This is a genomic window from Eisenbergiella massiliensis (assembly GCF_003435485.1).
In genome coordinates, this window is record NZ_QVLV01000011.1 from 134876 (window position 1) to 160098 (window position 25223).

Genomic DNA, 25223 nt, shown 5'->3' on the forward strand with positions numbered 1-25223 from the left:
TCAATTGCATAAACTACATAAAGTATATCCCAAAACCCCCCGTAAGGCAAGTATAAAATTCTTTATCAGATGTGTAGGGAGGACGTCTATACGAGTTACTGTTCCGGGGCTGTAGGGCGGGTTTTCTGGGGGGAGGGGATTGGGGGGCGCTGCCTGGCCCTGTTTCCGGGACCGTGGGGGGGAGGTGGGGTGTTTTGGGAACCATTGGAAAAAACGGTGATGTTTCTTATTGCTCCGAAACAACAGAATTCTGTCGCCCGTAGCGGCTTGTCTGACGAACGCAGCCGGCCAAAGGCCGCTGTGTGAGGAGTTCCAGCCGCGTTGACAGAATTCTGTTGTTTCGGAACAATTAGAAACACCCCGTTTTTGAGGCTGGATCCCAAAACACCCCACCTCCCCCCCACGGTCCCGGAAACAGGGCCAGGCAGCGCCCCCCAATCCCCTCCCCCCAGAAAACCCGCCCTACAGCCCCGGAACAGTAACTCGTATAGACGTCCTCCCTACACATCTGATAAAGAATTTTATACTTGCCTTACGGGGGGTTTTGGGATATACTTTATGTAGTTTATGCAATTGAATATGCGTTCTGTGTTTTGAGATATGGGGCGCGGCTCACACCAAACAGGAGGAATTGCAATGATAGAAGCAACAAGCTGTGGCGGTGTGGTTATTTTCCGTGGGAAGATTCTGCTTTTGTATAAGAATTTCAAGAACAAGTATGAAGGCTGGGTGCTGCCCAAGGGAACGGTAGAGGCAGGAGAAGAATATAAGGATACGGCGCTCCGGGAGGTTCTTGAGGAGAGCGGTGCCAGGGCATCCATTATCAAGTATATCGGGAAGAGTGAGTATACCTTCAGTGTGCCGGAGGATACGGTGGACAAGGAGGTTCACTGGTATCTGATGATGGCCGACAGTTATTACAGTAAACCACAACGTGAGGAATATTTTGTTGACTCCGGATTCTATAAGTATCATGAGGCTTATCATCTGCTCAAGTTTGCCAATGAGAAGCAGATATTGGAGAAGGCCTATCATGAATATCTGGATCTCAAGAAGAAGAATTTGTGGGGCAGCAAAAAGTATTTCTGAGGTTTCCGGCAGCCGTCCGGGAATTTTACACAAAAAAGGCGGTAAGGCGGAATGGACATTATTCCATGCCGCCTTTCTTCAATCAAATTCTTCCTTATTGTATAAAAGAGGCAGAAACAGGCAAATTTGTAAATAGCAGGTAAATGTTCAGGGTAACAGGCTGCTGCAGTGCAATGCCGTAATCTGCTTCGGAAAGAAAGTGACAGGCACAATGAAGTTCTACAGACATTTGTATGTCAGTGAAAGCATCCGCAATCCGGAAAAAGTGAAATGGAAGCTGAGGGCGAATGCCGGGCAGTTTTCTATCTATATTATTGCATTGGCGAAGTCTGATGATCAGCTGGACATTTTCCATTGTGCTCTTTTGCAGCAGAAGTTTTACGATAAGGAGGATCTGTTTATCGTAGGTCTTGCCGCAAGCTATACGGAAGCCGTGGATATGGTAGTCGCCATGACGGAAAAGGTGGTCAGGGAAACCGGGGGCGCGGATATCAAAAAATATATTCTGGAGCACAGATAAGCAGGAGCTGAAGCCATGGGAATCGTAATCGGTATTTTAAAAACAGTGGGCGTTATCCTGCTCATCATTCTGGCCGTTCTCCTTCTGATTTTATGTTTGGTTCTTTTTGTTCCGGTCAGATATCGGGCCAGGGGCGAAATTCCGGCAGAGGGTAAGCCTCATGGAATTATCCGTCTGACCTGGTTTTTTTCTTCCCTCAGCTATAGTCTGGAATATGACACGGGCAAGTATGAGAAGAATTATCTTTCACAGCTGAAAATATGCGGTTTTCGTTTCCGTATGAAGCAGAAGGTGCCGAAGGCAGCGGCGGCTGATGAAAAAAAGTCTGTTCCGGGCGGGGATGATGCCGGAAAAAGTGCGGAAGAGGAGAAGAAGCCGGAAAACGAAGGGCAGTGTTCGGGAGAAGCTGTCCAGAAAGTTCAGAAGCTTCAGGAAAAAGACACCGGCAAAGAGCGGAGCGCGCAAGGCCGGGAGGACGGAAGCTGTAAAGGCGAAGAACAGAAGGGTGAAGAGATAAAGGGAAAGAAACCGGAAGAAGAATCAGAACAAGAGTCAAAACCGGAAGGGAAGTCAAAGAAGGAATCTGAAGAAAAGGAAACAGCTTCACACAAAACCGCCTGGTGGGTACGCTTCAGTGATATGCTTTCTTCTTTCTTTAAAGCTGTTAAGGAAACTTTTCAGAATATTCAGTACACAATCAGTAAGCTCTGTGATAAAATAAAGCAGATCCGGGACAATATAGATTATTATATAGATGTTCTCACATTGGATGAGACACAATTGATCCTGAAAAATGTACATGGGGAGGCCGGAAGGCTGCTGCGGCATCTCAGACCCCGGAAAATGAAGGTGGATTTCATTGTTGGAACCGGGGATCCCGCATCTACGGGCCAGATATTGGCCATACACGGAATGCTGTACCCGATAATTGGCGAGACTGTCCATATCAGTCCCGATTTTGAAAAACCCCGCCTGGAGGGAGAGTTTGATATCCGCGGCAGGGTGCGGTTCGTGGTGGCTTTTGCCGCGGTGCTCCGCATTATACTTGATAAGAAGACCTGGAGATTCGTCAGACGGCTTAAAAAGGAGGAAATGACAAATGGCAGAAAAAAATAACGGCATCAGTTCCGTAATGGAATCCCTGCTGAAAGGCGCCAATGCTTTGATGTCAACTAAGACGGTGGTTGGAGAGGCGACAAAAATCGATGATACGATTATAGTTCCTCTTGTTGACGTCAGCTTCGGCGTAGGTGCGGGAGCCAGCTGCAACGGCAGCAAGGACGGCGGAGCCGGAGGCTTGTCCGGGAAAATGACTCCCAGTGCGGTTCTCCTGATTAAAAACGGCCAGACGAAGCTGGTTAATATTAAAAATCAGGACAGCGTTACCAAGATACTGGATATGATTCCCGACCTGGTGGATAAGTTCACTACCAAGGATGAAACGATGATGAGCGATGAGGAAGCTGAAAAAGCGGCGTTTCCTTCGGAAGATGATGAGGTAATCGATTAGTGAGTTTCAAAAGAAAAACCCTGGCTTGCTGCCGGGGTTTTTCTTTTGTCATTAATAGTTCGGGCAACAAAGCATCGGACGGACTGCGCCGGCATACTATATTAGTAAAGCCGCCAGGAGTAAGCAGATGCAGCAAATGTGGAAGTTCGTAGGAATTATCGTATTCAGTATCGCCTTTGGCATGGTTCTAACACTGCTCATTTCCAACAGGCTTGCCGGGCTTATCGTGGCAGTTATTCTGCTGCTGGTGAGCTATAATATGATTTTCTGCGAAAAATAGAGTAAAAGCAGTATCAGGCAATATGGCCCAGACATACCGGCCTTAGGGCAATTTTCAAATATGCTCCAGCCTGTATCACACATTTAAGGCACAAAAAAAGACTGTCTGTAAATTCGATACCGAATTCTGACAGTCTTGTCTTTGTGTCAATCATTTCAACAGACCTCATAGCAAAGGGATTAATTCCCCGGAATATAATTCCTTGGGAGATTAAATCTCAGGAAACAGTTCCTTTTATGCTCTTTCTACTCTGCCGGACTTAAGACAATTGGTACATACGTGCATTTTCTTGGATGCGCCGTTCACCTTGCATTTCACGCTTTTAACATTTGAGTTCCAGATATGATTGGATCTTCTATGGGAATGGCTTACGTTGTTTCCAAAATGAACACCCTTACCGCAAATATCACATTTTGCCATCTTCGCACCTCCTAAACCATAATAATTTTTCAGACCACAACATGTGTATAATACCAGAAAAATAATTGTTTGGCAAGCAAAATTTGCCGGATTATCTGAAAATTAAATAAGACTTCCATTTTTTCCGGAAAGCGGTTATAATAATCTTATATTTTTCGGTAAGAAAGAAGGAGGTACTACATGAAGGGCTCTTCTATGAATACCCATATGGGCAATATAACCATCGATAAAGAAGTTATTGCGCAGTATGCTGGTACAGTGGCAATGGAATGCTTCGGTATCGTCGGCATGGGAATCACCGTGAAGGACGTAGTGAAGCTTTTAAGAAAAGATAATCTGGCCAAGGGCATTACGGTAACAATTAACAATAATAAACTGACACTGGACTTCCATGTAATTGTTTCCTATGGTGTTAGTATTCTGGCTGTTTCGGACAACCTGATAGATAATGTGAAGTATAAAGTGGAAGAATTCACCGGAATGGAAATTGAGAAAATCAACATCTTCGTAGAAGGTGTACGAGTGATTGATTAAGGAGGACTTTAGTTGTGAGTTTAAATACTATAGACGCTAAGGTATTTGCGAAGATGTTCTTAGCAGGCGCCAAGAATCTTGAGAGTAAAAAAGAATGGATTAATGAACTGAACGTATTTCCGGTTCCTGACGGAGATACGGGTACTAATATGACCCTCACAATCATGTCCGCCGCCAAAGAAGTGGCTGCAATGAAAGAACCTGACATGATGACTCTTGCAAAGGCTATTTCCTCCGGTTCCCTCCGCGGTGCGAGAGGGAATTCTGGCGTTATCCTTTCCCAGCTTTTCCGCGGTTTTACCAAGGGTATCCGGGAGTATGATGAGATAACCATCCCGATTCTTGCCGCTGCAGGGGAAAAGGCTGTGGAGACCGCATATAAAGCGGTAATGAAGCCTAAGGAGGGAACCATCCTTACCGTGGCAAAGGGCGCTTCCATGAAAGCGCGTGAGCTTGCCGACGCAGGTGAGACAGATATGGAGAAGTTTATCCGGGAAGTCATTGAGCACGCGGAATATGTTCTCAGCCAGACGCCGGAAATGCTCCCTGTCCTGAAGCAGGCGGGCGTGGTGGATTCAGGCGGACAGGGGCTTATTGAAGTGCTTCACGGTTCCTTTGACGCTTTCCTTGGCAAGGAGATTGATTTCTCGATCAGCGAACCTGCACAGAGCTCATCCCGCCAGTCTGCCGTGAATGCCAGCCTGGAAGCGCAGGCCAATATGGAAATCAAGTTTGGTTACTGTACGGAATTTATCATAATGCTGAGCAAAACTTTCAATATCAAGCAGGAGATGGATTTCAAGGCATATCTGGAATCCATAGGCGATTCCATTGTTGTGGTTGCGGATGATGACGTGGTCAAGGTGCACGTACATACCAATGACCCCGGACTCGCAATCCAGAAGGCATTGAAGTATGGCGCCCTTTCCAATTTGAAAATAGACAATATGCGTCTGGAGCATCAGGAGAAGCTTTTCAAGATGTCAGGGGATGCACAGGATACCACGGAAGCACCCGCGGCGGAAGAAGAGACGGCTGAACGCAAGGAAGCCGGGTTTATCGCGGTTTCCGTAGGCGAAGGCATTGATGAGATCTTTAAGGGACTTGGTGTTGACCATATTATAGCCGGCGGCCAGACCATGAATCCAAGCACTGAGGATGTAATAAACGCCATCAATCAGGTAAATGCGGATACGGTTTATGTGCTGCCCAATAATAAAAATATTATTCTTGCAGCCAACCAGGCGAAATATCTGGTAGAGGATAAGAAGGTGATCGTAGTTCCCACCAAGACCATTCCCCAGGGTATTACGGCTGTGATTAATTATGTCCCGGATATGGGCGCAGAAGAGAATGAAGCCTCCATGACAGAGGAAATCTGCCATGTAAAGACCGGCGAGGTTACCTATGCCGTAAGGGATACTGTCATTGACGATAAGGAGATCAAGCAGGGAGACTACATGGGCATCGGGGATGCCGGCATCCTTTCTGTAGGCGGTGATATTGAAGAGGTTTCCTTCCGTATGGTGGAAGCCATGATGGATGAGGATCTTGAGCTTATCAGCATCTATTATGGCGCAGACATCACGGAAGAGGCGGCACAGAAGCTGAAGGGCAGAATCGAAGCGGAATATCCTTCCTGTGACATTGAACTGCAGTACGGCGGACAGCCGATTTATTACTATATTATTTCAGCAGAATAAGCCTGAAGGTTTCTTTCAGACGACTGATTCATGTAATGCCGCGGGCAGGCCTGCGGTATGCAGACGGTATAAAAATGGATATCAATACGGAATTAACAGCAATCAAAGGAATTGGAGAAAAGACGGCAGGTCTTTTCTCCAAGCTTCATATTATGACAGTGGGGCAGCTTTTAACGCATTATCCGCGGGATTATGACAAGATGGAATCCACCGTAACGGTTTCAGGTCTTGTCCCCGGGAGGGTATGTGCGGTCAGGGCTTCCGTTATCGGAACGCCTTCCACGAAGCATGTCCGTAATCTTTTAATCACTACCGTTCAGGCCGGGGATGCAACCGGCCTTTTTCGTATCACTTTTTTCGGCATGCCTTACCTGCGCAATATGCTTAAGCCCGGCATGACCTATGTATTCCGCGGCGTATGCCAGGAGGGAAAGCCGCTTCGCATGGAGCAGCCCCGGATATACAAGCCGGAGGAGTATGCCCTCCTGCAGGGAACTCTCCAGCCCAGATATGCGCTAACCATGGGCCTGACCAATAATGGTGTGAGCAAGGCGGTGCGAAGGGCGCTGGAAAGCATCACTTTGACGGAATACCTTCCGGCTGACATCCGGGAGGAATTCCGTCTCATTCCTTATGCAGATGCGTTGGAAAAGATCCATTTCCCCCAGAGTACGGAGGAACTGATGGAATCCCGGAGAAGGCTGGCCTTTGACGAATTCCTGGAGTTTTTCCTGGCGCTTCGGAAACTGAAGGAGGACAACCAGGTCCGCAGGGTGGAAGAGCCGCTTACTTGCGTGCAGGATACGCAAAGGCTCCTGGCGGGCCTTCCTTATCGGCTGACGGGCGCCCAGCTGAGGGTGTGGTCGGAAATAGAAGCGGACATGTGCAGTCAAAATGCTATGAACCGGCTGGTGCAGGGAGATGTGGGAAGCGGGAAAACAATTCTGGCTTTTCTTGCGCTTCTCATGTGTGCGGCAAACGGAAGGCAGGGCTGCCTGATGGCTCCCACCGAGGTGCTTGCCGTCCAGCATTATGAAGCCCTTCTTGAGATGAGCGAAGAATATGGACTCTGCATACGTCCCGCACTGCTGACCGGTTCCCAGACCGCGAAGGAAAAACGTGAAATTTACGGAAAAATTGCAGCCGGGGAGGTCAATGCCATCATCGGCACCCATGCGTTGATTCAGGAAAAGGTGGTATACCGGCGGCTTTCCCTTGTCATTACCGATGAACAGCATCGTTTTGGCGTCAGGCAGCGGGAGACTCTGGCGGATAAGGGAAAGGACACCCATGTGCTTGTCATGAGCGCAACGCCGATTCCCAGAACGCTTGCCATTGTTTTGTACGGAGATTTGCATGTATCCGTCCTGGACGAGATGCCTGCCGGCCGCAAGCCTATAAAAAACTGTGTGGTAAACACCTCTTACCGCCAGACTGCCTATGCTTTCATCCGCAGGCAGATTGAGGAAGGGCATCAGATCTATGTCATCTGTCCCATGGTGGAAGAAGGAGAGATGGACGGGCTGGAAAATGTATTGGACTATGCGGAAAAGCTGAAACTTGTTTTCCCTGACACCATCCGGATTGCCGCGCTTCACGGAAAGATGAAGCCTGCGGAAAAAAACAGCATTATGGATGCTTTTGCCAGAAAGGACATCGACATTCTTGTTTCCACCACGGTTATTGAGGTGGGAATCAACATTCCCAATGCAACCGTCATGATGGTGGAAAATGCGGAACGCTTCGGCCTGGCGCAGCTGCATCAGCTCAGGGGGCGGGTCGGCAGGGGCGATGCCCAGAGCTACTGCATTTTTATCAGTGGTAATGACAATGAGCAGACCATGAAACGCCTGAAAATACTGAACAGCTCTAATGACGGCTTTCATATTGCCAATGAGGATCTCAAGCTCAGAGGTCCCGGAGATTTGTTCGGTATACGGCAGAGCGGGCTGCTTGATTTTAAAATAGGAGATATTTACCAGGATTCCGATCTTCTGCTTTCCGCCAGCAGCCTGGCTGACCGGATCGCAGCTGAGGATCCGGAGGAAACCAGCAGCAGATACAGCCTGCTTTACGAGAAGGAAAAAGAGAACTGGAATTCCATTGACTTTAGGAGCATCTGACGGTAGAATGAATTTATTCTCTGCCTTCGGAGCATAACCGGTGTTGCAGGGGAAACGGAAAAGGTGACAGTACTGTTGTCCGGACCGTTACCGTAAAAGACATTCAAAAGGAGTATAATTATGTCAAAGGTTGCAATTGTAACAGACAGTAACAGCGGCATTACCCAACAGCAGGCACAGGAGCTTGGCATCAGCGTTCTTCCCATGCCCTTTATGATAGAAGGCAAGACTTTTTTTGAGGGAATCAGTCTCTCCCAGGAGGAGTTCTACCAGAAACTGAAAACAGGCGCAGCTATTTCAACCTCACAGCCTTCTCCGGAATCTGTCCTGCAGCTTTGGAAAGACCTTCTGAAGGACTATGACAGTATTGTGCATATTCCCATGAGCAGCGGCCTGAGCGGCTCATGTCAGACAGCCCTTATGCTGGCACAGGATTTTGACGGCAGAGTACAGGTTGTGAATAATCAGCGGATTTCCGTTACCCAGCGCCGTTCCGTCCTGGATGCAAGATATCTGGCCGCCCAGGGAATGGAGGCAGAAGAAATCAAAGATTTTCTGGAAAAGGATAAATACAATTCCAGCATTTATATAATGGTAGATACACTTCTTTATCTGAAGCGCGGAGGACGCATCACGCCGGCTGCAGCGGCACTGGGAACCATTTTAAAAATAAAGCCGGTGCTCCAGATTCAGGGAGAAAAGCTGGATGCCTTCGCAAAGGCGAGAACCACCGCCCAGGGGAAGCAGATCATGATGAATGCCATTAAAAATGACATCACCAAACGCTTCGGAAAGGAGCCGGAGCAGGCAGACATGTGGCTTGACATTGCTCATACCAACAATAATGCGGCAGCCCTGGATTTCCGGGAAGAAGTCCTGGGACAGTTCCCCGGATGCGAAAGCTATGTGGATCATCTGTCACTGAGTGTGGCCTGCCACATAGGCCCCGGCGCCCTGGCCGTAACCTGTACCACCAGGAACGGGGAGTAAAAGTGAAAGTTCCTTTCAAACCGCTGATTGATGCAGTATCGCATGAAAAACTGTGATATGCAGGAGGTATATAAATGTCAAATGTACAGAACGAAGAAAAGAAAGGCTTTTTCAGCCAGATAAAAACTGCAGTTGCCAAACCTTCGGGATATCCATCCCTTTCCAGGCTTGGCGGCGGAAGAGCGGCGGGATTTGTTTTTCTGTTTACCTTTTTATATATGCTTGTAATTCTGGTCATTCCCTATATTTTTACCATGATAACCTCTCATGGCTTCCGGGACTATGTGACGGAGTATCTTCCAGATTTTACCATCAGCGCAGGAACGCTGCACATGGATGATACCTTCCGGTATAATTCAGGGGACGTCTATGTCTATGCCGACAGCAGTACGGAATACTTTGAAGAGGATATGGTGCATATTCTCCGGGAAGAGGGATACCGTAAAATTGCCCTGTTTGCCCGTTCCAATTTCATCATGTATTCCGACGGCAGTTTGCAGAGCAGCAGCTATTATGGCATAGGTTCCTTTTCCCGGGAGGATATCCTAAGGTTCCTTCCCTATCTCCATCTGATAATGGCAATCGTTGCTATTGTCTTTTACATTTTCCTTTTCGCCGGATACTTTTTCTCCGCACTTATTTACGGCGTGCTGGGAATTATCGTCCAGAGTATTATGAGAATAACGCTGCCCTTTGGAGCCATCTATAAGCTGGCCCTTTATTCCATGGTTACTCCGCATCTGCTGAAAGCGGTAAACAGCCTTCTGCCCTTCAATATACCCCGGATCACCTGGCTCTGCCGCCTTATTACCTGCCTTTATCTGGTTTTTGGCATTAAATACTGCAAAGATCAGTTTGCCGCCGGCCAGTTCACAGGACAGGGCGGTCCATGGTATGGAGCCAATCCTTCCGGAAATGTCCCTTATGGGAATGGTTACGGAAATGGAAATTCTTATGGGAATGGGAATCCTTATGGCGGAAGCGCTCCTTACGGAAACGGTAATCCTTATGGTAACGGTAATCCATCAGGTGGAAACGCTCCCTATGGTAATGTAAACCCTTACAACGGAAATGCTCCTTATGGAAACGGAACCCCTTATAATGGAAATGTTCCTTATGGCAACGCCCCTGACAGCAACGGGAATCCCTACGGCGGCAATGCCCCTGACAGCAATGGAAGCTCCTACGGCGGCAATGCCCCTGACAGCAGCGGAATCCCCTACGGCGGTAATGCTACTCACGGTAACGGAAATCCCTGGGACAATCCGCAGTAGGTAATAAATCCTGTTCAGGAAAAGGCAGCGGCCTGTATTCCCTGCAGTTTATAATTTTTTATACCCAGCATAGATTGCCCGAATAAGCGCATCTGTCCCAGTAGGTCCTTCCCGGCCGGTCCCCGGCTCCGGAAGGAAACCGGCTGGGACAGGTGCGTTTATACCGCAAACATAATTTTTGCCTTTTCTTACCCAAACATTTGTGCTACAATAACCCGGGAAGGACAGGCGGCTGACCTGTTTTTTCTTTTCCCAAATCAGTTCCAATGCCGCCGTTACGGCAGAATGTGAGGTTATACATGACAAAAAGCAATAATTATGATGCTTCCAGCATAACGGTCCTTGAAGGACTGGAAGCAGTACGAAAGAGACCCGGTATGTATATCGGAAGCGTATCCACCAAGGGTCTGAATCATTTGATATATGAAATCGTGGACAACGCGGTGGACGAGCATCTGGCCGGCTACTGCGACAGAATCCGGGTCACCCTGGAGGCTGACGGTTCTGCTACCATAGATGACAACGGACGGGGAATTCCTGTGGGGATGCATGAAAAGGGAGTCAGTGCGGAACGTCTTGTTTTTACCACACTGCATGCGGGCGGTAAATTCGATAATTCCGCATATAAGACGAGCGGCGGCCTCCACGGCGTGGGTTCTTCCGTGGTCAACGCACTGTCCACAAGACTGACCGTGCGGGTCAGAAACGGCGGACTGGTATATGAAGACAGATATGAACAGGGTATTCCTGTCATAGAACTGGAAAACGGCCTGCTTCCTGTGGTGGGGAAATCACGTGAGAGCGGAACCTGTGTTAATTTCCTACCCGATGGCACCATTTTTGAAAAGACCCGTTTCAAAGAGGATGAAGTAAAAAGCCGCCTTCATGAAACTGCTTATCTGAATCCCCAGCTTACCATTGTTTTTGAGGACAAGCGGCGGGAGACTCCTGAGGTTATTGAATTCCACGAGCCGGATGGCATTGTGGGCTTTATCAAGGATTTGAATAAGACGAAGGAAGCTGTCAGCGATATCATTTATTTTTCCGGTGAAAGCGAAGGGATTTCCGTGGAAGTGGCGCTTCAGTATGTGAACGAATTCCATGAAAATGTCCTCGGCTTCTGCAACAATATTTACAATGCGGAAGGCGGCACGCATCTGACCGGTTTTAAGACCATGTTCACCAGCGTGATCAATTCCTACTCCAGGGAGCTGAATATCCTGAAGGAGAAGGACGCCAACTTTACCGGCGCCGATGTCAGGAACGGCATGACGGCGGTGGTGTCTATTAAGCATCCGGATCCCCGTTTTGAGGGACAGACCAAGACCAAGCTGGATAACCAGGATGCCGCCAAGGTGGTCAGCAAGGTGACGGGAGACGAAATCACCCGCTATTTTGACAGAAATCTGGAAACACTGAAAAGTATCATAGGCTGTGCGGAAAAAGCTGCCAAAATCAGGAAAACCGAAGAAAAAGCAAAGACAAACATGCTCACCAAGCAGAAGTTTTCCTTTGATTCCAATGGAAAGCTGGCAAACTGTGAATCCCGGGATCCTTCCAGATGTGAAATTTTCATCGTGGAAGGAGATTCCGCCGGAGGCAGCGCCAAGACGGCAAGGGATCGTTCCTACCAGGCGATTCTCCCCATCAGGGGCAAGATCCTGAATGTGGAAAAAGCCAGCATTGACAAGGTTCTGGCCAATGCGGAAATCAAAACCATGATCAATGCTTTTGGCTGCGGATTTTCAGAAGGCTACGGGAATGACTTTGATATTTCCAAGCTGCGCTACAACAAAATTATTATCATGGCCGATGCGGATGTGGACGGCGCGCATATTTCCACGCTACTGCTGACGCTTTTTTACCGTTTTATGCCTGAGCTTATTTTTGAAGGACATGTTTATATTGCCATGCCTCCTTTGTATAAGGCCATGCCTTCCAAAGGGAGTGAAGAATATCTCTATGATGATAAAGCGCTGGAGCGCTACAGGAAACGCCATAAAGGCCCGTTTACCCTGCAGCGTTATAAAGGTCTGGGTGAAATGGACGCGCAGCAGCTGTGGGAGACCACGCTGAACCCGGAAACGCGTATGCTCAAGCAGGTGGAAATCGAGGATGCCAGAATGGCCTCCGAGGTTACAGAACTGCTTATGGGTACGGATGTTCCTCCCAGGAAAGCGTTCATCTATGATTATGCACCGGATGCGGAGCTTGATATTTAAGGTTGATTCCGGAGGGCAGCAGGTCGGAGCCGGGTCTGCCTGAGCTTGCCGGCTGCCAGCAGGGCAAATATCCTGCCGAAAGAGGCAGGGGTGTTTGACAATCTGTCAGATATAGGAAAGGAAGCAGTAAAAATTGGAAGAAAAGATTATAAAAACAGAATATTCTGAGGTTATGCAGAAATCCTTCATTGATTACGCCATGAGCGTCATCGTGGCGCGTGCGCTTCCCGATATCAGGGACGGGCTGAAGCCGGTGCAGCGCCGGGTTTTATATGATATGCATGAGCTTGGTATCCGCTACGACAGGCCTTATAGAAAAAGCGCCCGTATCGTAGGCGATACCATGGGTAAATACCATCCCCACGGAGACAGCTCCATATATGAAGCGCTGGTGGTGATGTCTCAGGATTTTAAGAAGGGTCTGCCGTTGGTTGACGGTCACGGCAACTTCGGAAACATAGAAGGCGATGGCGCCGCCGCCATGCGTTATACGGAAGCCAGGCTGGAGCAGGTTACACAGGAAGCATTTTTATCGGATCTGGATAAGGATGTGGTGGATTTCGTACCCAACTTTGATGAAACGGAAAAAGAGCCGGGCGTTCTCCCTGTTAAATTCCCCAATCTCCTTGTCAACGGTTCGGAGGGAATTGCAGTTGGTATGGCGACCAGCATACCGCCTCATAACCTGGCTGAAGTAATTGACGCCACCAAGGCTTACATGAAAAATGAAGCCATTACAACAAAGGAACTGATGCGCTATATCCAGGGACCTGATTTTCCCACCGGAGGCATCGTAACCAATAAAGACGATCTGCTTTCCATCTATGAAACCGGCACGGGAAAAATAAAGGTCCGCGGCAAGGTGGACGTGGAAAAAGGAAAAGGCGGCAAAGTAAACGTCGTTATTTCAGAAATCCCTTATCCCATGATAGGCGCCAATATTTCCAAATTTCTCATGGATGTGGCAGCTCTGGCTGAAAATAAGAAAACCCAGGATATCAGCGATATATCCAATCAGTCCTCCAAGGAAGGCATCCGCATCGTAATCGAGTTGCGCAAAGACGCAGACGTGGAAAATTTCATCAACATGCTTTATAAAAAGACGCGGCTGGAAGATACCTTCGGCGTAAATATGCTCGCCATTGCGGACGGAAGGCCGGAGACGCTCGGCATTAAGGGTATTATCAAAGCAAGCGTTGATTTCCAGTATGAGACAGCCACCAGAAAATATGAAAACCTGCTTGCCCGTGAAAACAGTAAGAGAGAAATCCAGGAAGGCCTGATTAAGGCCTGCAATGTAATTGACCTGATCATTGAGATTCTCCGCGGATCCAAGGACAGAGCCATGGCAAAGGCCTGCCTTGTGGAAGGGAAAGTGGACGGTATCAAATTCAAGTCCAGGGAATCCCGCATTATGGCCCAGCAGCTTCAGTTTTCCGACAATCAGGCCAATGCCATTCTGGAAATGCGTCTGTACAAGCTGATCGGCCTGGAGCTTGAAGCGCTCATCAGGGAGCATGAGGAAACGCTGGCCAATATTTATCGTTATGAGGATATTCTTGCCAGAAGAGATTCCATGGCCCAGGTCATTATGAATGAACTGGATGATATCAGGAAAAAATTCGGCAGAAAACGCAGAACGGTGATAGATAACTGCGGGGAAGCCGTATTTGAAGAGAAAAAGCTGGAAGAAATGGATGTTGTATTCCTGATGGATCGTTTCGGCTATGCGAAAACCATTGATTTAACCGCCTATGACAGAAACCGTGAAGCGGCGGATGCGGAAAACAAGTTTGTTTTCCAGTGTAAGAATACGGGAAGAATCTGCCTGTTTACCAACAACGGCCAGCTGTATACCGTAAAAGTGCAGGACCTGCCCTTTGGCAAATTCAGGGATAAGGGGATTCCCATTGACAATGTGAGCAACTTCAATTCCTCTCAGGAAGAACTGCTTCTTGTGACGAGCCAGTCCGAGCTGAACCTTTACCGTGTTATTTTCACTACGCGGATGGGGATGATAAAGGTGGTGGACGGCGGGGAATTCGACGTTGCCAAACGCACGGTCGCCGCTACAAAGCTGCAGGAGGGTGACGAAGTGGTAAGCGTCATCATGATGAAGGAACAAAAAAATGTTATTTTGCAGTCTAAAGACGGTTATTTCCTCCGCTTTGGTGTGGATGAAATCCCTGAAAAGAAAAAAGCCGCAATCGGCGTCCGCGGCATGAGGCTCAACGAAGGCGACAGTATAGAAGCGGTTTACTTTACGCATAATGCGGAGGATACCTCCATTCATTATAAGAGCCGCGATTTGGTGCTGAATCAGATAAAAGCCGGAAAGAGGGATGGAAAGGGCACTAAAATCCGCGCATAGGAATAATTGAAAACATTTTCACCAGGGATTGCCTTTTTTTTCACAAACAATTATAATGTGTATCAGATGCAGCCGTAGAGGTTATAAACGGTGATGGTCAGATTACGTTAACTACTTATTGCTACAGTCAGGAGAAAATATGAGAGTTATTGCAGGAGAGGCGCGGAGCCTTCCGTTAAAAGCGCCTGAAGGGATAGACACCAGGCCCACTACGGACCGTATAAAAGAAACGCTGTTTAATATACTGCAGGGAGATATCCCCGGAAGTATTTTTATAGATCTTTGCAGCGGCAGCGGATCCATAGGGATCGAGGCCATAAGCCGCGGGGCGAAAAGAGCTTATTTTGTGGAAAATGCAGCAAAGCCCGCCAAATGTATTCAGGATAACCTGAATTTTACCAGGTTTACGGACAGGGGAGTGCTTCTTAAGCAGGATGTGGTATCCGCACTGGGCAGCATCCATGAAAAAGAGGCTGATATTATTTTTATGGATCCTCCTTATCAGGCCGGTCTGGAAGAGCCTGTCCTGGGGGCGTTATCCCGTGCGGACTATGTGACGGAGGATACGCTCATTATTATGGAAGCCGAACTTGGCAGGGACTTTTCCTTTGCAGAAGATTATGGCTTTGAAGTGGTGAGAGAGAAGAAATATAAAACGAATAAACATGTTTTTATGAAACTCAGGAAAACGGAGCAATAATATTATGAAAGCAGCAATTTATCCGGGCAGCTTTGATCCGGTTACCTTCGGCCATCTTGATGTTATCAGGCGGGCCGCGTCGATTTTTGACGAATTAACAGTCAGCGTGTTGAACAATACCCAGAAGACTCCGTTGTTTTCTGTGGAAGAACGTGTTAGAATACTAGAGGAAGCCACAAAGGATTTGCCTAATGTCAAAGTGGATTCTTTTTCCGGGCTTCTGATTGATTATGCCAGGAAGAAGGATGTACATGTGGCGATACGCGGTCTGCGCGCTATAACGGACTTCGAATATGAACTGCAGATAGCCCAGACGAACCGGAAGCTTTCCGGTGGAGAGCTGGATACTATCTTTTTAACGACCAGCCTGGAATATGCCTATCTGAGTTCCTCCAGTGTGAAGGAAATCGCAGAATTTCACGGCGATATTTCCCAGTGCGTACCGGAATTTGTGGCAAGACTTGTATATGAAAAATTTGGACATGAATATAAGCAGCAGCCCCTGGCAGAACGCTTATAAAGGAGAAAAGCATGAGCAGCAGAATCGAACAATTAATTGACGAAATCGAAGAATATATCGACAGCTGTAAGTACCAGCCCCTTTCCAACAGCAAAATTATTGTGAATAAGGAAGAACTGGAAGAACTGCTTCGAGAGCTTCGGATGAAGACTCCTGATGAAATCAAGCGCTATCAGAAAATTATCAATAACAAGGAAGCCATTCTCAATGATGCCCGTGAAAAGGCGGAGGCCCTGATCAACGAGGCTACCGTACATACCAGCGAACTGATAAATGAACATGAAATCATGCAGCAGGCATATGCACAGGCCAACGAAATCGTCAACCTTGCAACCCTGCAGGCGCAGGAAATCCTAGATAATGCCACAGTGGAGGCCAACAGTGTGAAAGCTTCTGCAATCCAGTATACGGACGACATCCTTGCCAATCTGGAAAGCATCATCGGCCACGGCATTGACATTGCCACCGATCATTACGGCCAGCTCATCAATGATCTGAACAGCTGCCTGAATATTGTACAGTCCAACCGCATGGAGCTGCGTCCGGATGAAGAGGATGATACCTCTTCCCTGCCCAACCTTTCCGCAGCGGAGGATGGCGGAGACAACAGCAATCTGAATCTGGATATTCTGTAATTACGGCAATCCGGGGCAGACTGCCACAAAATAATTCAACCTTCGGGCTGTGTTTCATCACCTGGAACACAGCCTTGTTTTATACCGGAGTAACGCGGAAGAGAGATACATTTATTTTTTTAGCAAAAGCGTGTCAAAGCGCGTACATTGGAGCCAGGCTGAAACAGGATACCTCAACCTTCCCGAATTTAAAGCGTGCCCGGCACGCAGATTGGAGTACATATGAAAAAAAGAACAGCAGCTGCAGTATTTCTTCTGGCCGCCTGTGTGCTGGCATTCATTCCGAAAACACAGGCGCAGGCAAAGGAACCGGTCATCGTGGTAATTGATCCCGGTCACGGCGGGGAGCAGAACCGGGGAGGAGAAGTCCTTCCGCAATACGTGGAAAAGAATCTGACACTCCAGGTGGCACAGTCCATGAAACAGACACTGGAACAGTTTGAAGGTGTCCAGGTCTACCTTACCAGGACTAACGACCAGGAGCTTTCCCTGGAACAGCGGGCTCAGATTGCAAAAGCCTGCAATGCTGATTTTTTGTTTTCCCTTCATTTTAATATGTCAGGAGAGCATAATCTGTACGGAACGGAGGTCTGGACCTCCGCCTTTGGTAAATATTTTTCGGCGGGCCAGACCTTCGGCCGCCTGCAGCTGGCTGAGATGTCCCAATATGGACTCTATGCCAAAGGGGTAAAGACGCGGCTCAACAGCCGCGGAACCGACTATTACGGCGTTATCCGCGCATCCAGGGCACTGGATCTTCCCTGTGTCATCATTGAGCACTGCTATATGGATCATGCCATTGACAGCCCCCAGATTAACACACCACAGAAGCTGGCGGCCTTTGGCGTAAGCGATGCGATCGCCGTGGCTAAATACTTCCGTTTGAAATCTCCGGCGCTGGGGCTGGATTATACCGGGTTCCAATATCCGGTGATATCAGCTCCTTCAGGAACCGCGGCTCCTGATACCACGCCTCCGGAAAATGTGGTTATGACCGTCAACAACGCCGACCTGGCCACTGGAAAGGTTGATATTACCCTGACCGCTTCCGATCCCCAGTCAGGCCTTTTATACTACAGCTACACCCTGGACGGCGGAATTACCTGGTCCACCCTGTACCCCTGCGCAGGCACCAACACCATTCAGTTCTCCATCACGGTGCCCGCCAACACCACTCCCATTCTCCAGTGCCGCGTGTACAACGGCTATGACATCAAAGCCGAAAGCAATATCGCCATCCCTGGAACCTTTGCAACACGCTGAGCGAAAAGCTGCCGTTTCCGGCAGCTTTTCTTAATGGCGCTATCTGAATATGGACACAGGGTAGGGAAATTTCCATCAGCTAACCGGCAAACACCCACAAATAAAAACCAAAGGCGGCCACGGTCTGAACGACCTTATGAGCCACATAATTTCCCAGCGATAGATCCGTTTCCCGAATCATACTGTAGGTCTGTGCAATACAGGACAGCCCGCCGAAGGGCAGAAGCACGTATCCCCAGAAAGCCATGGAACGGGGAAGGCGTGACAGCCCGCTGGTGATTTCCAGGACACAGCCCAGCAGTGTTTCCAGCTTCGTCAGCCTGCTGGGAAGCAGGATATCTGGAATCAGATTCAGAAGATTGAACAGAATCATATATCCCCCCAAAGAGGCGATGGAGCATAGGGCAGACACGATGGAATTCTGTGTTTCCTCCAGCAAAGACGGAGCCCTGGCGACTGCCGGAGATGCCGGGGAAATGGAGGCTGCATGAAGCCCGTTTTTTTCTCCCGAAGGCTTTGCCCTGCCGGATGGGGCTGAAGAGGGCAGGAATGCCCGCATGGGAATATCCCTGTAGAGCGTATAGCGCAGAACCAGCCCGTAAAGGAAGGGAAGCAGATACATGCCTGCCAGAAAGATTAGCGGACGTTCCACCGGAAACAGGTGCAGGACAAAGCCTGTAAAATAAACAGGACCGATATTATTGCAGAAGGCCAGCATCAGTTCTGCCTCCCTGCGGGAAAGCTTTCCCCGCTGATAGCTTTCCGCCGTCACCCGCGCCCCCATGGGAAATCCGCACAGAAAACCGATAACCAGACAGTACAGACAGGAATCCGACAGCCTGAACAACGGTTTGAGCACGGGAGAGAAGAGATGGGCAAAGCTGTCTGAAAGATTCATGCGGATAAGTATCCCGGACAGAATCATAAAGGGAAGAAGCGTGGGAATCATTTTCTGGAACCACAGATTCAGCCCTGTGAGGGAAAGGATCAGCGCTTTGTCACTTTCCAGAAGCATGGCTGTCGTCAGAAAAGCGAACAGGCAGAGAAACGATACTTTTTTCAAATACGCCGCCCGCTCCTGCCGTTTTGCTGCAAAGCGGGGCTGCTGTTTAAAGAAAAACATTCTTAAGTCCTCCTTCCAACGCCTGCAGTCCCGACTTGTAAGAATGCAGGGAATCATGTATACTTTACGTAGCTGTCCGGCAGTCCGGGGATTTGCGTCTGCTTAAAGAAAGCGATACATGAAAACGATTCAGGAACGCCGGACCGCTGTATTCAATCCCATTAATAAAAGCTATGTTCTCCTGGCGCCCGGAATGACAGAATTATTGAATTACAGCGATAACTGTAACAGTAAAAATGTGAACGTCGTTATTTCAAAGCCGCCGGACAACTGCCGCTTAAGAAAGGAAATACAAATGCTTCGACTGGATAAATATTTATGTGATATGAAAGCCGGTACAAGAAGCCAGGTAAAGGCGCTTATCCGAAAAGGGCAGGTTACGGTAAACGGCCTCCCTGTCAAAAGTCCGGAAATGAAAATAGAGGAAAATTCCGATCAGGTCTGTGTAAACGGAAAAAGTATTTCCTATGCCAGACATGTTTACTTCATGTTGAACAAGCCTGCAGGCTGCGTATCCGCCACGCAGGACAACCATGACAAAACAGTGCTTCAGCTGATGCGGGAGCAAAAGGGAGCCTTTGATGACGCCCTGCTGCAAAGGGAGCTTTTCCCCGTGGGCCGGCTGGATAAGGACACGGAAGGGCTTCTCCTTATTACGGATGACGGAGAACTGGCCCATCGGCTGCTTTCTCCGGCGGCGCATGTGGAGAAAACCTACTATGTGGAAATTGACGGCCCGCTCACCGATGCGCAGCAAAACAGCCTGCAGGAGGGCGTGGATATCGGAGAAAAAAGCCTGACCCGTCCCGCCATACTGAAAGAAATGCCGGGGCTGTCTTTTCACCATGCCGATGCCGCATCCGCATGGCAGCTGACAATTACGGAAGGAAAATTCCACCAGGTAAAACGTATGATGCAGGCGGTGGGGAGAAATGTGGTTTATCTGAAACGGCTCCGTATGGGAACGCTGCTGCTGGATGAAACGCTGGCCCCGGGCGCTTTCAGGCCTCTGACTGCTAAGGAGCTTTCGGACCTGCAGTAAGAAAAGGGGAAATATAATGATGATGAATGGAATAGAAGCGGTGATTTTTGATTTGGACGGTTCGCTTGTGGACTCCATGTGGATATGGAAGGATATTGATATCGATTATCTGGGACGCTTCGGCCTGGAACCTCCGCCGGATCTTTCCCGGGAAATTGAGGGGAAGAGTTTTTCGGAAACAGCTGCTTACTTCAAGGAGCGTTTCAGCCTGCCGGACTCTGTGGAGCAGATTAAGGCGGACTGGAACCGGATGGCCTGGGACAAATATATGAATGAGGTACCTTTAAAGGACGGTGTCGGCGAGTACCTGGACTGGTGCTTAAGCAAAAATATCAGGCTGGGAATTGCCACCAGCAATTCCCGGGAGCTTGTAAACAGCATAGCCCGGGTACATGGACTGGAACATGTATTTCAATGTATTATGACAAGCTGCGATGTGGGCAGAGGAAAGCCGGCCCCTGATATTTATCTGGCGGTCGCCGGACAACTGGGCATACCGCCCCGGGCCTGCCTTGTCTTTGAAGATATCATTCCCGGAATTTTAGCCGGCAAGGCCGCCGGAATGAAGGTCTGCGCTGTAGAGGATGCCTATTCTCTGGAACAGGCGGAAGAAAAAAAGGCGCTTGCCGATTATTATATCAGTCATTTTTCGGAAGTTTTACAGGGGTGAAAGCGTATGCTTTCATCCATCAAATACCTTCGCGGCAGTCGCCAAATATCCATGCAGGCGATACCTGGCACGTTGCCCGCGGAAATCAAAGACCCCGCTGCAAGCAACGGGGTATCAAACTTGCAGCGCTGCAGAGCAGCGGGGTATTTGACCCTCGCGGCAGTCGCCAAATATCCATGCAAGCATGGATACTTGGCTCGTTGCTCGCGGGAATAAATTGTGCGCTATGGCGCAAGGATAGGAGCAAAAATGTCAGTTACCGGATTTTTACCGATTACAAAAAAAGAGATGGAAGAGAGAGGCATTACACAGCCGGATTTTGTCTATGTCATAGGCGATGCCTATGTGGATCACCCTTCCTTCGGACATGCCATTATCAGCCGCATCTTGGAAGCCCACGGCTACAGTGTGTGCATCATATCCCAACCGGACTGGAAGGATGAAAAAAGCATTGCCGTTTTTGGATGCCCAAGGCTGGGCTTTCTTGTTTCCGCCGGAAATATGGATTCCATGGTGAATCATTATTTTGTATCCAGAAAACACAGGCCGAACGATGCTTATACGCCGGGGGGAGAGGCCGGAAAGCGTCCGGATCATGCCACGGTGGTGTATTGTAACCTGATCCGCCGCGTTTACCGCACGGTTCCCATCATTATCGGCGGCATAGAAGCCAGTCTGCGCAGAATGGCGCATTATGATTACTGGAGCGATTCCTTCAAGCGATCCATTCTTCTGGACAGTCAGGCGGATCTGATTTCCTATGGCATGGGGGAAAAGTCCATCGTGGAAATTGCAGATGCCTTAAACAGCGGAATCGAGGTAAAGGATATTACCTTTATTCCGGGCACTGTTTATAAGACGAAGGACATTTCAGGAATTTATGACGGAATCCTGCTGCCGTCCTATGAAGAGATGAAAGCGGATAAGAAAAAATATGCCGACAGCTTTATGATTCAGTATACCAATACGGATCCCTTCAACGGAAAAGCCCTCCTGGAAGGCTATCCGAGCGGTCAGTATGTGGTACAGAACCCGCCCCAGGAGCCGCTTTCCATAGAAGAGATGGATGATGTTTACGCGCTGCCCTATATGCGTACCTACCATCCTTCCTATGAGGAAAAAGGCGGCGTCCCCGCCATCAGTGAAATCAAATTTTCCCTGATCAGCAACAGGGGCTGCTTCGGCGGCTGCAATTTCTGTGCGCTGACCTTCCATCAGGGACGCACTGTGCAGGTCAGGAGCCATGAGTCCATCCTGGAAGAGGCGGAGCTGATTACCAAGGATAAGGATTTTAAGGGATATATCCACGATGTGGGCGGCCCCACCGCTAATTTCCGGGCGCCCTCCTGCGAAAAACAGCTGGTTCACGGCGTCTGCAAGGATCGTCAGTGCCTGTTCCCCAGGCCCTGCCCCAACCTGAAAGCCGATCACCAGGACTATCTGGAGCTTCTGCGCCGTCTGCGCAGTCTGCCCGGCGTCAAGAAGGTCTTCATCCGTTCCGGCATCCGGTTCGACTATCTGCTGGCGGATAAGGATGATACTTTTTTCCGGGAGCTGGTTCTCCATCATATCAGCGGCCAGCTGAAGGTGGCGCCGGAGCATATTTCCGACGCCGTACTCTGCCGTATGGGAAAACCGGAAAATGCGGTATACGAGCGCTTCCGGAAAAAATATAAGAAGCTCAATGAAGAACTGGGAATGAATCAGTATCTGGTGCCATACCTCATGTCCTCCCACCCAGGATCCACCCTGAAGGAAGCGGTGGAGTTGGCCGAATATCTCCGCGACCTTGGCTACATGCCGGAGCAGGTACAGGATTTTTATCCTACGCCCTCCACGGTATCCACGGTTATGTATTATACGGAAATCGATCCCAGGGACGGAAAGCCCGTATATGTGTGCAAAAATCCTCATGAAAAGGCGATGCAGCGCGCCCTGATCCAATACAGGAACCCAAAAAATTACGAACTGGTATGCGAAGCGCTCACAAAAGCCGGTCGGACGGATTTGATAGGCTTTGATAAAAAATGCCTGATACGCCCCCGCAGGCAGAGCGCCGGCAATGCCAAAGGCACCGGGAAAGATATGGATATTTCCTACGGCAGGAAAAACCTGAAATCCCCGGCTTCCGGGGCAAAAACGGGACAAAAGCCTGCAAAAAAGAAAACCATCCGGAATGTCCACCGGAAAAAGTAGAGGTATCCCATGGTCAACCGTTTGTTCGGAATATGCTACCAGCTGATGCAGCGGGATAAAATTCCTGCAAAGGAGCTGGCAGAAAGATATGAGGTGTCGGTGCGCACCATCTACCGTGATGTGGAAATACTCAGTATGGCCGGCGTCCCCATCTATGCCAGCAAGGGCAGAAGCGGAGGCATCTCCCTGCTGGATCACAGCCTTATTGATAAAATGTTCATCACGCCGGAAGAAAAAAAGCAGATCCTGGCCGCGCTGGAAAGCCTGCAGGAGGTGGAGCCTTCCGAAAGCTCACAGCTGCTGCGGAAACTGGGTGATTTTTTCCAGACGCCCGCTGCCGCCTGGGTTTCCGTGGACTTTTCCGACTGGAGCGGGAGAAGGCAGGAGCTGTTTAATCTTCTGAAAAATGCCATCCTCCAATCCAAGGTTATTTCTTTTGATTATTATACAAGCGGCGGGCGGGTGGAACGGCGCGTTGTGGAGCCGGTCCAGCTGTGGTTTAAAAGCCATGCCTGGTACCTGCGCGCCTGGTGCCGCGGCAGAAAGGCCATGCGCACCTTCAAAATCCTGCGCATTAAGCGTCCGGAATGCCTGGATGAGTATTTCCTTCCCCGAAACATGCCTGTGGCGGAAGAGTCGGATACTGCCCAAAATGCGGCGCCTGAAAATGCGGCGACAGACATCGGGCTGGAAATCGATGCATCCCAGACGTACCGGATATACGACTTCTTTGAAGAGGAGGAAATCTCTGTTATGGATAATGGTAATTTCCTTGTGAACACCTCCTATGTGGCGGATGACTGGGCATACAGCCTGATTATTTCCCTGTGCCCTCATGTGCGGATAATCGAGCCTTTGTGGCTGAAGGAAAAAATAGCGGATATGCTGCAAAAGTCTCTTGAAAATATCTGAGGCGAAAATCTTTCAAGGTGAATGTCTGAAGAAAATATGACATACTGTTGTCAGCTTTTCCATGTTACAATTAAAGGAAAAGGGAGGATGAACCATGCTGGAAATTCCTGAAAGCCATGTAATTGCCGGACAGCTCAATGAAACAATCCGGGGGAAGACCATCTCCTTCGTTGAGGCCGGCCATACCCCTCATTCCTTTACCTGGTATTCCGAAAAACCGGAGCTTTATGACGACCTGCTCTCAGGAAAGAAAATCGGATGCAGCCGGGCGGTGGGAGGAATGGTGGAAATAGAAGCACAGGACTGCAGGCTGCTGATACAGGACGGCGCTTCGCCCCGTTTTTACGAAGAAGGGAAAGCCCCTTCGAAGCATCAGCTGTTTGTGGAATTTGACGATGGTACGGCGCTTGCCTGCTCGGTGCAGATGTACGGAGGCATCTGGGCTTTTCATGAGGGAGAAAACAACAATCCTTATTACCTCACTGCATTGGAAAAACCGTCTCCCTTATCAGAGGCCTTCGATTTTCCTTATTTCCTTTCCCTTCGTGATGAAGACAGCGGCAGGCTTTCCGCAAAGGCCTTTCTTGCCACCAAACAGCGCATTCCGGGCCTGGGAAACGGAACGCTGCAGGACATCCTTTTTACCTGCGGCATCCATCCGAAGCGGAAGATGGAGGAAGTATCCGGGACAGAATACCGCAGTATGTATGATGCGGTAAAGAATGTACTGGCCGAAATGGCTGCGAAAGGCGGCCGGGATACGGAAAAGGATCTGTTTGCAAGACCCGGCGGATATACCACCATCCTGAGTAAGAAAACACTCTGGACACCCTGTCCTCGCTGCGGCTATGAGCTGCGCAAGGGAACTTATCTGGGCGGAACCATATATTACTGCGAACACTGTCAGTCATAGTCCGGTCACGAAGCCATCCCGTACGGCGGTACGGACCTGCGCTGCTGCAATACCGAAAAACAAACTGCTGCCGTGTACAGCAGGCTGGCATAAGTAAATATTATTTTTGTTGAAACCTTCCGCAGACATGCTACAATGATAGTATGGCTGCGGAAGGTTTTTGGCCGGACAGGGCGGTTCCTGAAAAGAATGGCCGCGAATGTTCCCCGCAGC

23 protein-coding genes are annotated in these 25223 nt (G+C 49.1%); 21 read left to right on the plus strand and 2 right to left on the minus strand.

Annotation, left to right across the window (positions count from 1 at the left end):
* The first annotated feature begins 636 nt into the window (after positions 1-636).
* From DXC51_RS16715 to DXC51_RS29560, 5 genes are all read left to right on the plus strand, one after another.
* A complete protein-coding gene (locus DXC51_RS16715; RefSeq protein ID WP_025490010.1) occupies positions 637-1089 on the plus strand; it encodes an NUDIX hydrolase in 453 nt (150 codons plus the stop codon).
* A 211-nt stretch (positions 1090-1300) separates the two neighbouring features.
* Positions 1301-1609, plus strand: coding sequence for a hypothetical protein (locus DXC51_RS16720; protein ID WP_154463722.1), 309 nt, complete (start codon positions 1301-1303; stop codon positions 1607-1609).
* A gap of 15 nt (positions 1610-1624) precedes the next feature.
* A complete protein-coding gene (locus DXC51_RS16725; protein ID WP_117544965.1) occupies positions 1625-2725 on the plus strand; it encodes a DUF2953 domain-containing protein in 1101 nt (366 codons plus the stop codon).
* Positions 2709-3119 (plus strand): GerW family sporulation protein, encoded by a 411-nt coding sequence (locus DXC51_RS16730; protein ID WP_021633555.1) that lies wholly within the window; start codon positions 2709-2711, stop codon positions 3117-3119. The genes DXC51_RS16725 and DXC51_RS16730 overlap by 17 nt, the downstream gene beginning before the upstream one ends.
* A 127-nt stretch (positions 3120-3246) precedes the next feature.
* Complete coding sequence (locus DXC51_RS29560; RefSeq protein ID WP_021633553.1) at positions 3247-3399, plus strand: hypothetical protein; 153 nt, start codon at positions 3247-3249, stop codon at positions 3397-3399.
* A gap of 234 nt (positions 3400-3633) precedes the next feature.
* Here DXC51_RS29560 and rpmB read toward each other — a convergent pair whose 3' ends face one another.
* Positions 3634-3819, minus strand: coding sequence for a 50S ribosomal protein L28 (rpmB, locus tag DXC51_RS16735; RefSeq protein ID WP_025490009.1), 186 nt, complete (start codon positions 3817-3819; stop codon positions 3634-3636).
* Between the two features lie 180 nt (positions 3820-3999).
* On the opposite strand from rpmB, the gene DXC51_RS16740 reads away from it, so the two are divergent.
* From DXC51_RS16740 to DXC51_RS16795, 11 genes are all read left to right on the plus strand, one after another.
* Entirely contained in the window at positions 4000-4353 is a 354-nt protein-coding gene (locus DXC51_RS16740; protein WP_021633552.1) for an Asp23/Gls24 family envelope stress response protein, read from the plus strand.
* A 14-nt stretch (positions 4354-4367) separates the two neighbouring features.
* Positions 4368-6056, plus strand: coding sequence for a DAK2 domain-containing protein (locus DXC51_RS16745; RefSeq protein WP_102288801.1), 1689 nt, complete (start codon positions 4368-4370; stop codon positions 6054-6056).
* A gap of 74 nt (positions 6057-6130) precedes the next feature.
* Positions 6131-8179, plus strand: coding sequence for an ATP-dependent DNA helicase RecG (gene recG, locus DXC51_RS16750; protein WP_117544989.1), 2049 nt, complete (start codon positions 6131-6133; stop codon positions 8177-8179).
* 120 nt (positions 8180-8299) lie between these two features.
* Positions 8300-9169, plus strand: coding sequence for a DegV family protein (locus DXC51_RS16755; RefSeq protein ID WP_021633549.1), 870 nt, complete (start codon positions 8300-8302; stop codon positions 9167-9169).
* 74 nt (positions 9170-9243) lie between these two features.
* Positions 9244-10443: a DUF1189 domain-containing protein gene (locus tag DXC51_RS30300; RefSeq protein WP_117544966.1), complete on the plus strand. Its 1200-nt coding sequence runs from the start codon at positions 9244-9246 to the stop codon at positions 10441-10443.
* A gap of 299 nt (positions 10444-10742) precedes the next feature.
* Positions 10743-12665 (plus strand): DNA gyrase/topoisomerase IV subunit B, encoded by a 1923-nt coding sequence (locus DXC51_RS16770; RefSeq protein WP_117544990.1) that lies wholly within the window; start codon positions 10743-10745, stop codon positions 12663-12665.
* Positions 12666-12837: 172 nt separating this feature from the next.
* Positions 12838-15036 (plus strand): DNA gyrase/topoisomerase IV subunit A, encoded by a 2199-nt coding sequence (locus tag DXC51_RS16775; RefSeq protein WP_102290251.1) that lies wholly within the window; start codon positions 12838-12840, stop codon positions 15034-15036.
* 139 nt (positions 15037-15175) lie between these two features.
* A complete protein-coding gene (rsmD, locus tag DXC51_RS16780) occupies positions 15176-15736 on the plus strand; it encodes a 16S rRNA (guanine(966)-N(2))-methyltransferase RsmD (protein WP_117544967.1) in 561 nt (186 codons plus the stop codon).
* A 4-nt stretch (positions 15737-15740) separates the two neighbouring features.
* Complete coding sequence (gene coaD / locus DXC51_RS16785) at positions 15741-16256, plus strand: pantetheine-phosphate adenylyltransferase (RefSeq protein WP_021633542.1); 516 nt, start codon at positions 15741-15743, stop codon at positions 16254-16256.
* Between the two features lie 11 nt (positions 16257-16267).
* Positions 16268-16891 carry a hypothetical protein gene (locus tag DXC51_RS16790; RefSeq protein ID WP_021633541.1) on the plus strand — a complete coding sequence of 208 codons (624 nt, stop codon included), beginning with the start codon at positions 16268-16270 and terminating at the stop codon, positions 16889-16891.
* Positions 16892-17113: 222 nt separating this feature from the next.
* Positions 17114-18154: an N-acetylmuramoyl-L-alanine amidase gene (locus DXC51_RS16795; protein WP_117544968.1), complete on the plus strand. Its 1041-nt coding sequence runs from the start codon at positions 17114-17116 to the stop codon at positions 18152-18154.
* A gap of 79 nt (positions 18155-18233) precedes the next feature.
* Here the strand turns inward: DXC51_RS16795 and DXC51_RS16800 are convergent, their stop codons facing one another.
* The gene (locus DXC51_RS16800; RefSeq protein WP_117530981.1) at positions 18234-19277 is read right to left on the minus strand and encodes a nucleoside recognition domain-containing protein; all 1044 of its coding nucleotides are present in this window, start codon (positions 19275-19277) and stop codon (positions 18234-18236) included.
* 295 nt (positions 19278-19572) lie between these two features.
* Here DXC51_RS16800 and DXC51_RS16805 point away from each other — a divergent pair, with 295 nt between their 5' ends.
* The 5 genes from DXC51_RS16805 (at position 19573) to DXC51_RS16825 (ending at position 25010) form a co-directional block, all read left to right on the plus strand.
* On the plus strand, positions 19573-20319 hold the full coding sequence (locus DXC51_RS16805; protein ID WP_025490003.1) for a pseudouridine synthase: 747 nt from the start codon (positions 19573-19575) through the stop codon (positions 20317-20319).
* 16 nt (positions 20320-20335) lie between these two features.
* On the plus strand, positions 20336-20989 hold the full coding sequence (locus tag DXC51_RS16810) for an HAD family hydrolase (RefSeq protein WP_243003218.1): 654 nt from the start codon (positions 20336-20338) through the stop codon (positions 20987-20989).
* A gap of 249 nt (positions 20990-21238) precedes the next feature.
* The gene (locus DXC51_RS16815; RefSeq protein WP_117544969.1) at positions 21239-23185 is read left to right on the plus strand and encodes a YgiQ family radical SAM protein; all 1947 of its coding nucleotides are present in this window, start codon (positions 21239-21241) and stop codon (positions 23183-23185) included.
* Positions 23186-23194: 9 nt separating this feature from the next.
* Positions 23195-24097: a helix-turn-helix transcriptional regulator gene (locus tag DXC51_RS16820; RefSeq protein ID WP_117544970.1), complete on the plus strand. Its 903-nt coding sequence runs from the start codon at positions 23195-23197 to the stop codon at positions 24095-24097.
* A 94-nt stretch (positions 24098-24191) separates the two neighbouring features.
* A complete protein-coding gene (locus DXC51_RS16825; protein ID WP_102288808.1) occupies positions 24192-25010 on the plus strand; it encodes an endonuclease VIII in 819 nt (272 codons plus the stop codon).
* The last annotated feature ends 213 nt before the right edge of the window (positions 25011-25223 follow it).

What these genes read in the sequence shown, in the direction of transcription:
- DXC51_RS16770 (WP_117544990.1), top strand. Translation starts at nt 10,743, where the DNA reads ATGACAAAAAGCAATAATTATGATGCTTCCAGCATAACGGTCCTTGAA.
- DXC51_RS30300 (WP_117544966.1), top strand. Translation starts at nt 9,244, where the DNA reads ATGTCAAATGTACAGAACGAAGAAAAGAAAGGCTTTTTCAGCCAGATA.
- rpmB (WP_025490009.1), bottom strand. Translation starts at nt 3,819, where the DNA reads ATGGCAAAATGTGATATTTGCGGTAAGGGTGTTCATTTTGGAAACAAC.
- recG (WP_117544989.1), top strand. Translation starts at nt 6,131, where the DNA reads ATGGATATCAATACGGAATTAACAGCAATCAAAGGAATTGGAGAAAAG.
- rsmD (WP_117544967.1), top strand. Translation starts at nt 15,176, where the DNA reads ATGAGAGTTATTGCAGGAGAGGCGCGGAGCCTTCCGTTAAAAGCGCCT.
- DXC51_RS29560 (WP_021633553.1), top strand. Translation starts at nt 3,247, where the DNA reads ATGCAGCAAATGTGGAAGTTCGTAGGAATTATCGTATTCAGTATCGCC.
- DXC51_RS16790 (WP_021633541.1), top strand. Translation starts at nt 16,268, where the DNA reads ATGAGCAGCAGAATCGAACAATTAATTGACGAAATCGAAGAATATATC.
- DXC51_RS16725 (WP_117544965.1), top strand. Translation starts at nt 1,625, where the DNA reads ATGGGAATCGTAATCGGTATTTTAAAAACAGTGGGCGTTATCCTGCTC.
- coaD (WP_021633542.1), top strand. Translation starts at nt 15,741, where the DNA reads ATGAAAGCAGCAATTTATCCGGGCAGCTTTGATCCGGTTACCTTCGGC.
- DXC51_RS16715 (WP_025490010.1), top strand. Translation starts at nt 637, where the DNA reads ATGATAGAAGCAACAAGCTGTGGCGGTGTGGTTATTTTCCGTGGGAAG.
- DXC51_RS16820 (WP_117544970.1), top strand. Translation starts at nt 23,195, where the DNA reads ATGGTCAACCGTTTGTTCGGAATATGCTACCAGCTGATGCAGCGGGAT.
- DXC51_RS16730 (WP_021633555.1), top strand. Translation starts at nt 2,709, where the DNA reads ATGGCAGAAAAAAATAACGGCATCAGTTCCGTAATGGAATCCCTGCTG.
- DXC51_RS16795 (WP_117544968.1), top strand. Translation starts at nt 17,114, where the DNA reads ATGAAAAAAAGAACAGCAGCTGCAGTATTTCTTCTGGCCGCCTGTGTG.
- DXC51_RS16805 (WP_025490003.1), top strand. Translation starts at nt 19,573, where the DNA reads ATGCTTCGACTGGATAAATATTTATGTGATATGAAAGCCGGTACAAGA.
- DXC51_RS16815 (WP_117544969.1), top strand. Translation starts at nt 21,239, where the DNA reads ATGTCAGTTACCGGATTTTTACCGATTACAAAAAAAGAGATGGAAGAG.
- DXC51_RS16800 (WP_117530981.1), bottom strand. Translation starts at nt 19,277, where the DNA reads ATGTTTTTCTTTAAACAGCAGCCCCGCTTTGCAGCAAAACGGCAGGAG.
- DXC51_RS16825 (WP_102288808.1), top strand. Translation starts at nt 24,192, where the DNA reads ATGCTGGAAATTCCTGAAAGCCATGTAATTGCCGGACAGCTCAATGAA.
- DXC51_RS16740 (WP_021633552.1), top strand. Translation starts at nt 4,000, where the DNA reads ATGAAGGGCTCTTCTATGAATACCCATATGGGCAATATAACCATCGAT.
- DXC51_RS16810 (WP_243003218.1), top strand. Translation starts at nt 20,336, where the DNA reads ATGATGATGAATGGAATAGAAGCGGTGATTTTTGATTTGGACGGTTCG.
- DXC51_RS16775 (WP_102290251.1), top strand. Translation starts at nt 12,838, where the DNA reads ATGCAGAAATCCTTCATTGATTACGCCATGAGCGTCATCGTGGCGCGT.
- DXC51_RS16755 (WP_021633549.1), top strand. Translation starts at nt 8,300, where the DNA reads ATGTCAAAGGTTGCAATTGTAACAGACAGTAACAGCGGCATTACCCAA.
- DXC51_RS16720 (WP_154463722.1), top strand. Translation starts at nt 1,301, where the DNA reads ATGAAGTTCTACAGACATTTGTATGTCAGTGAAAGCATCCGCAATCCG.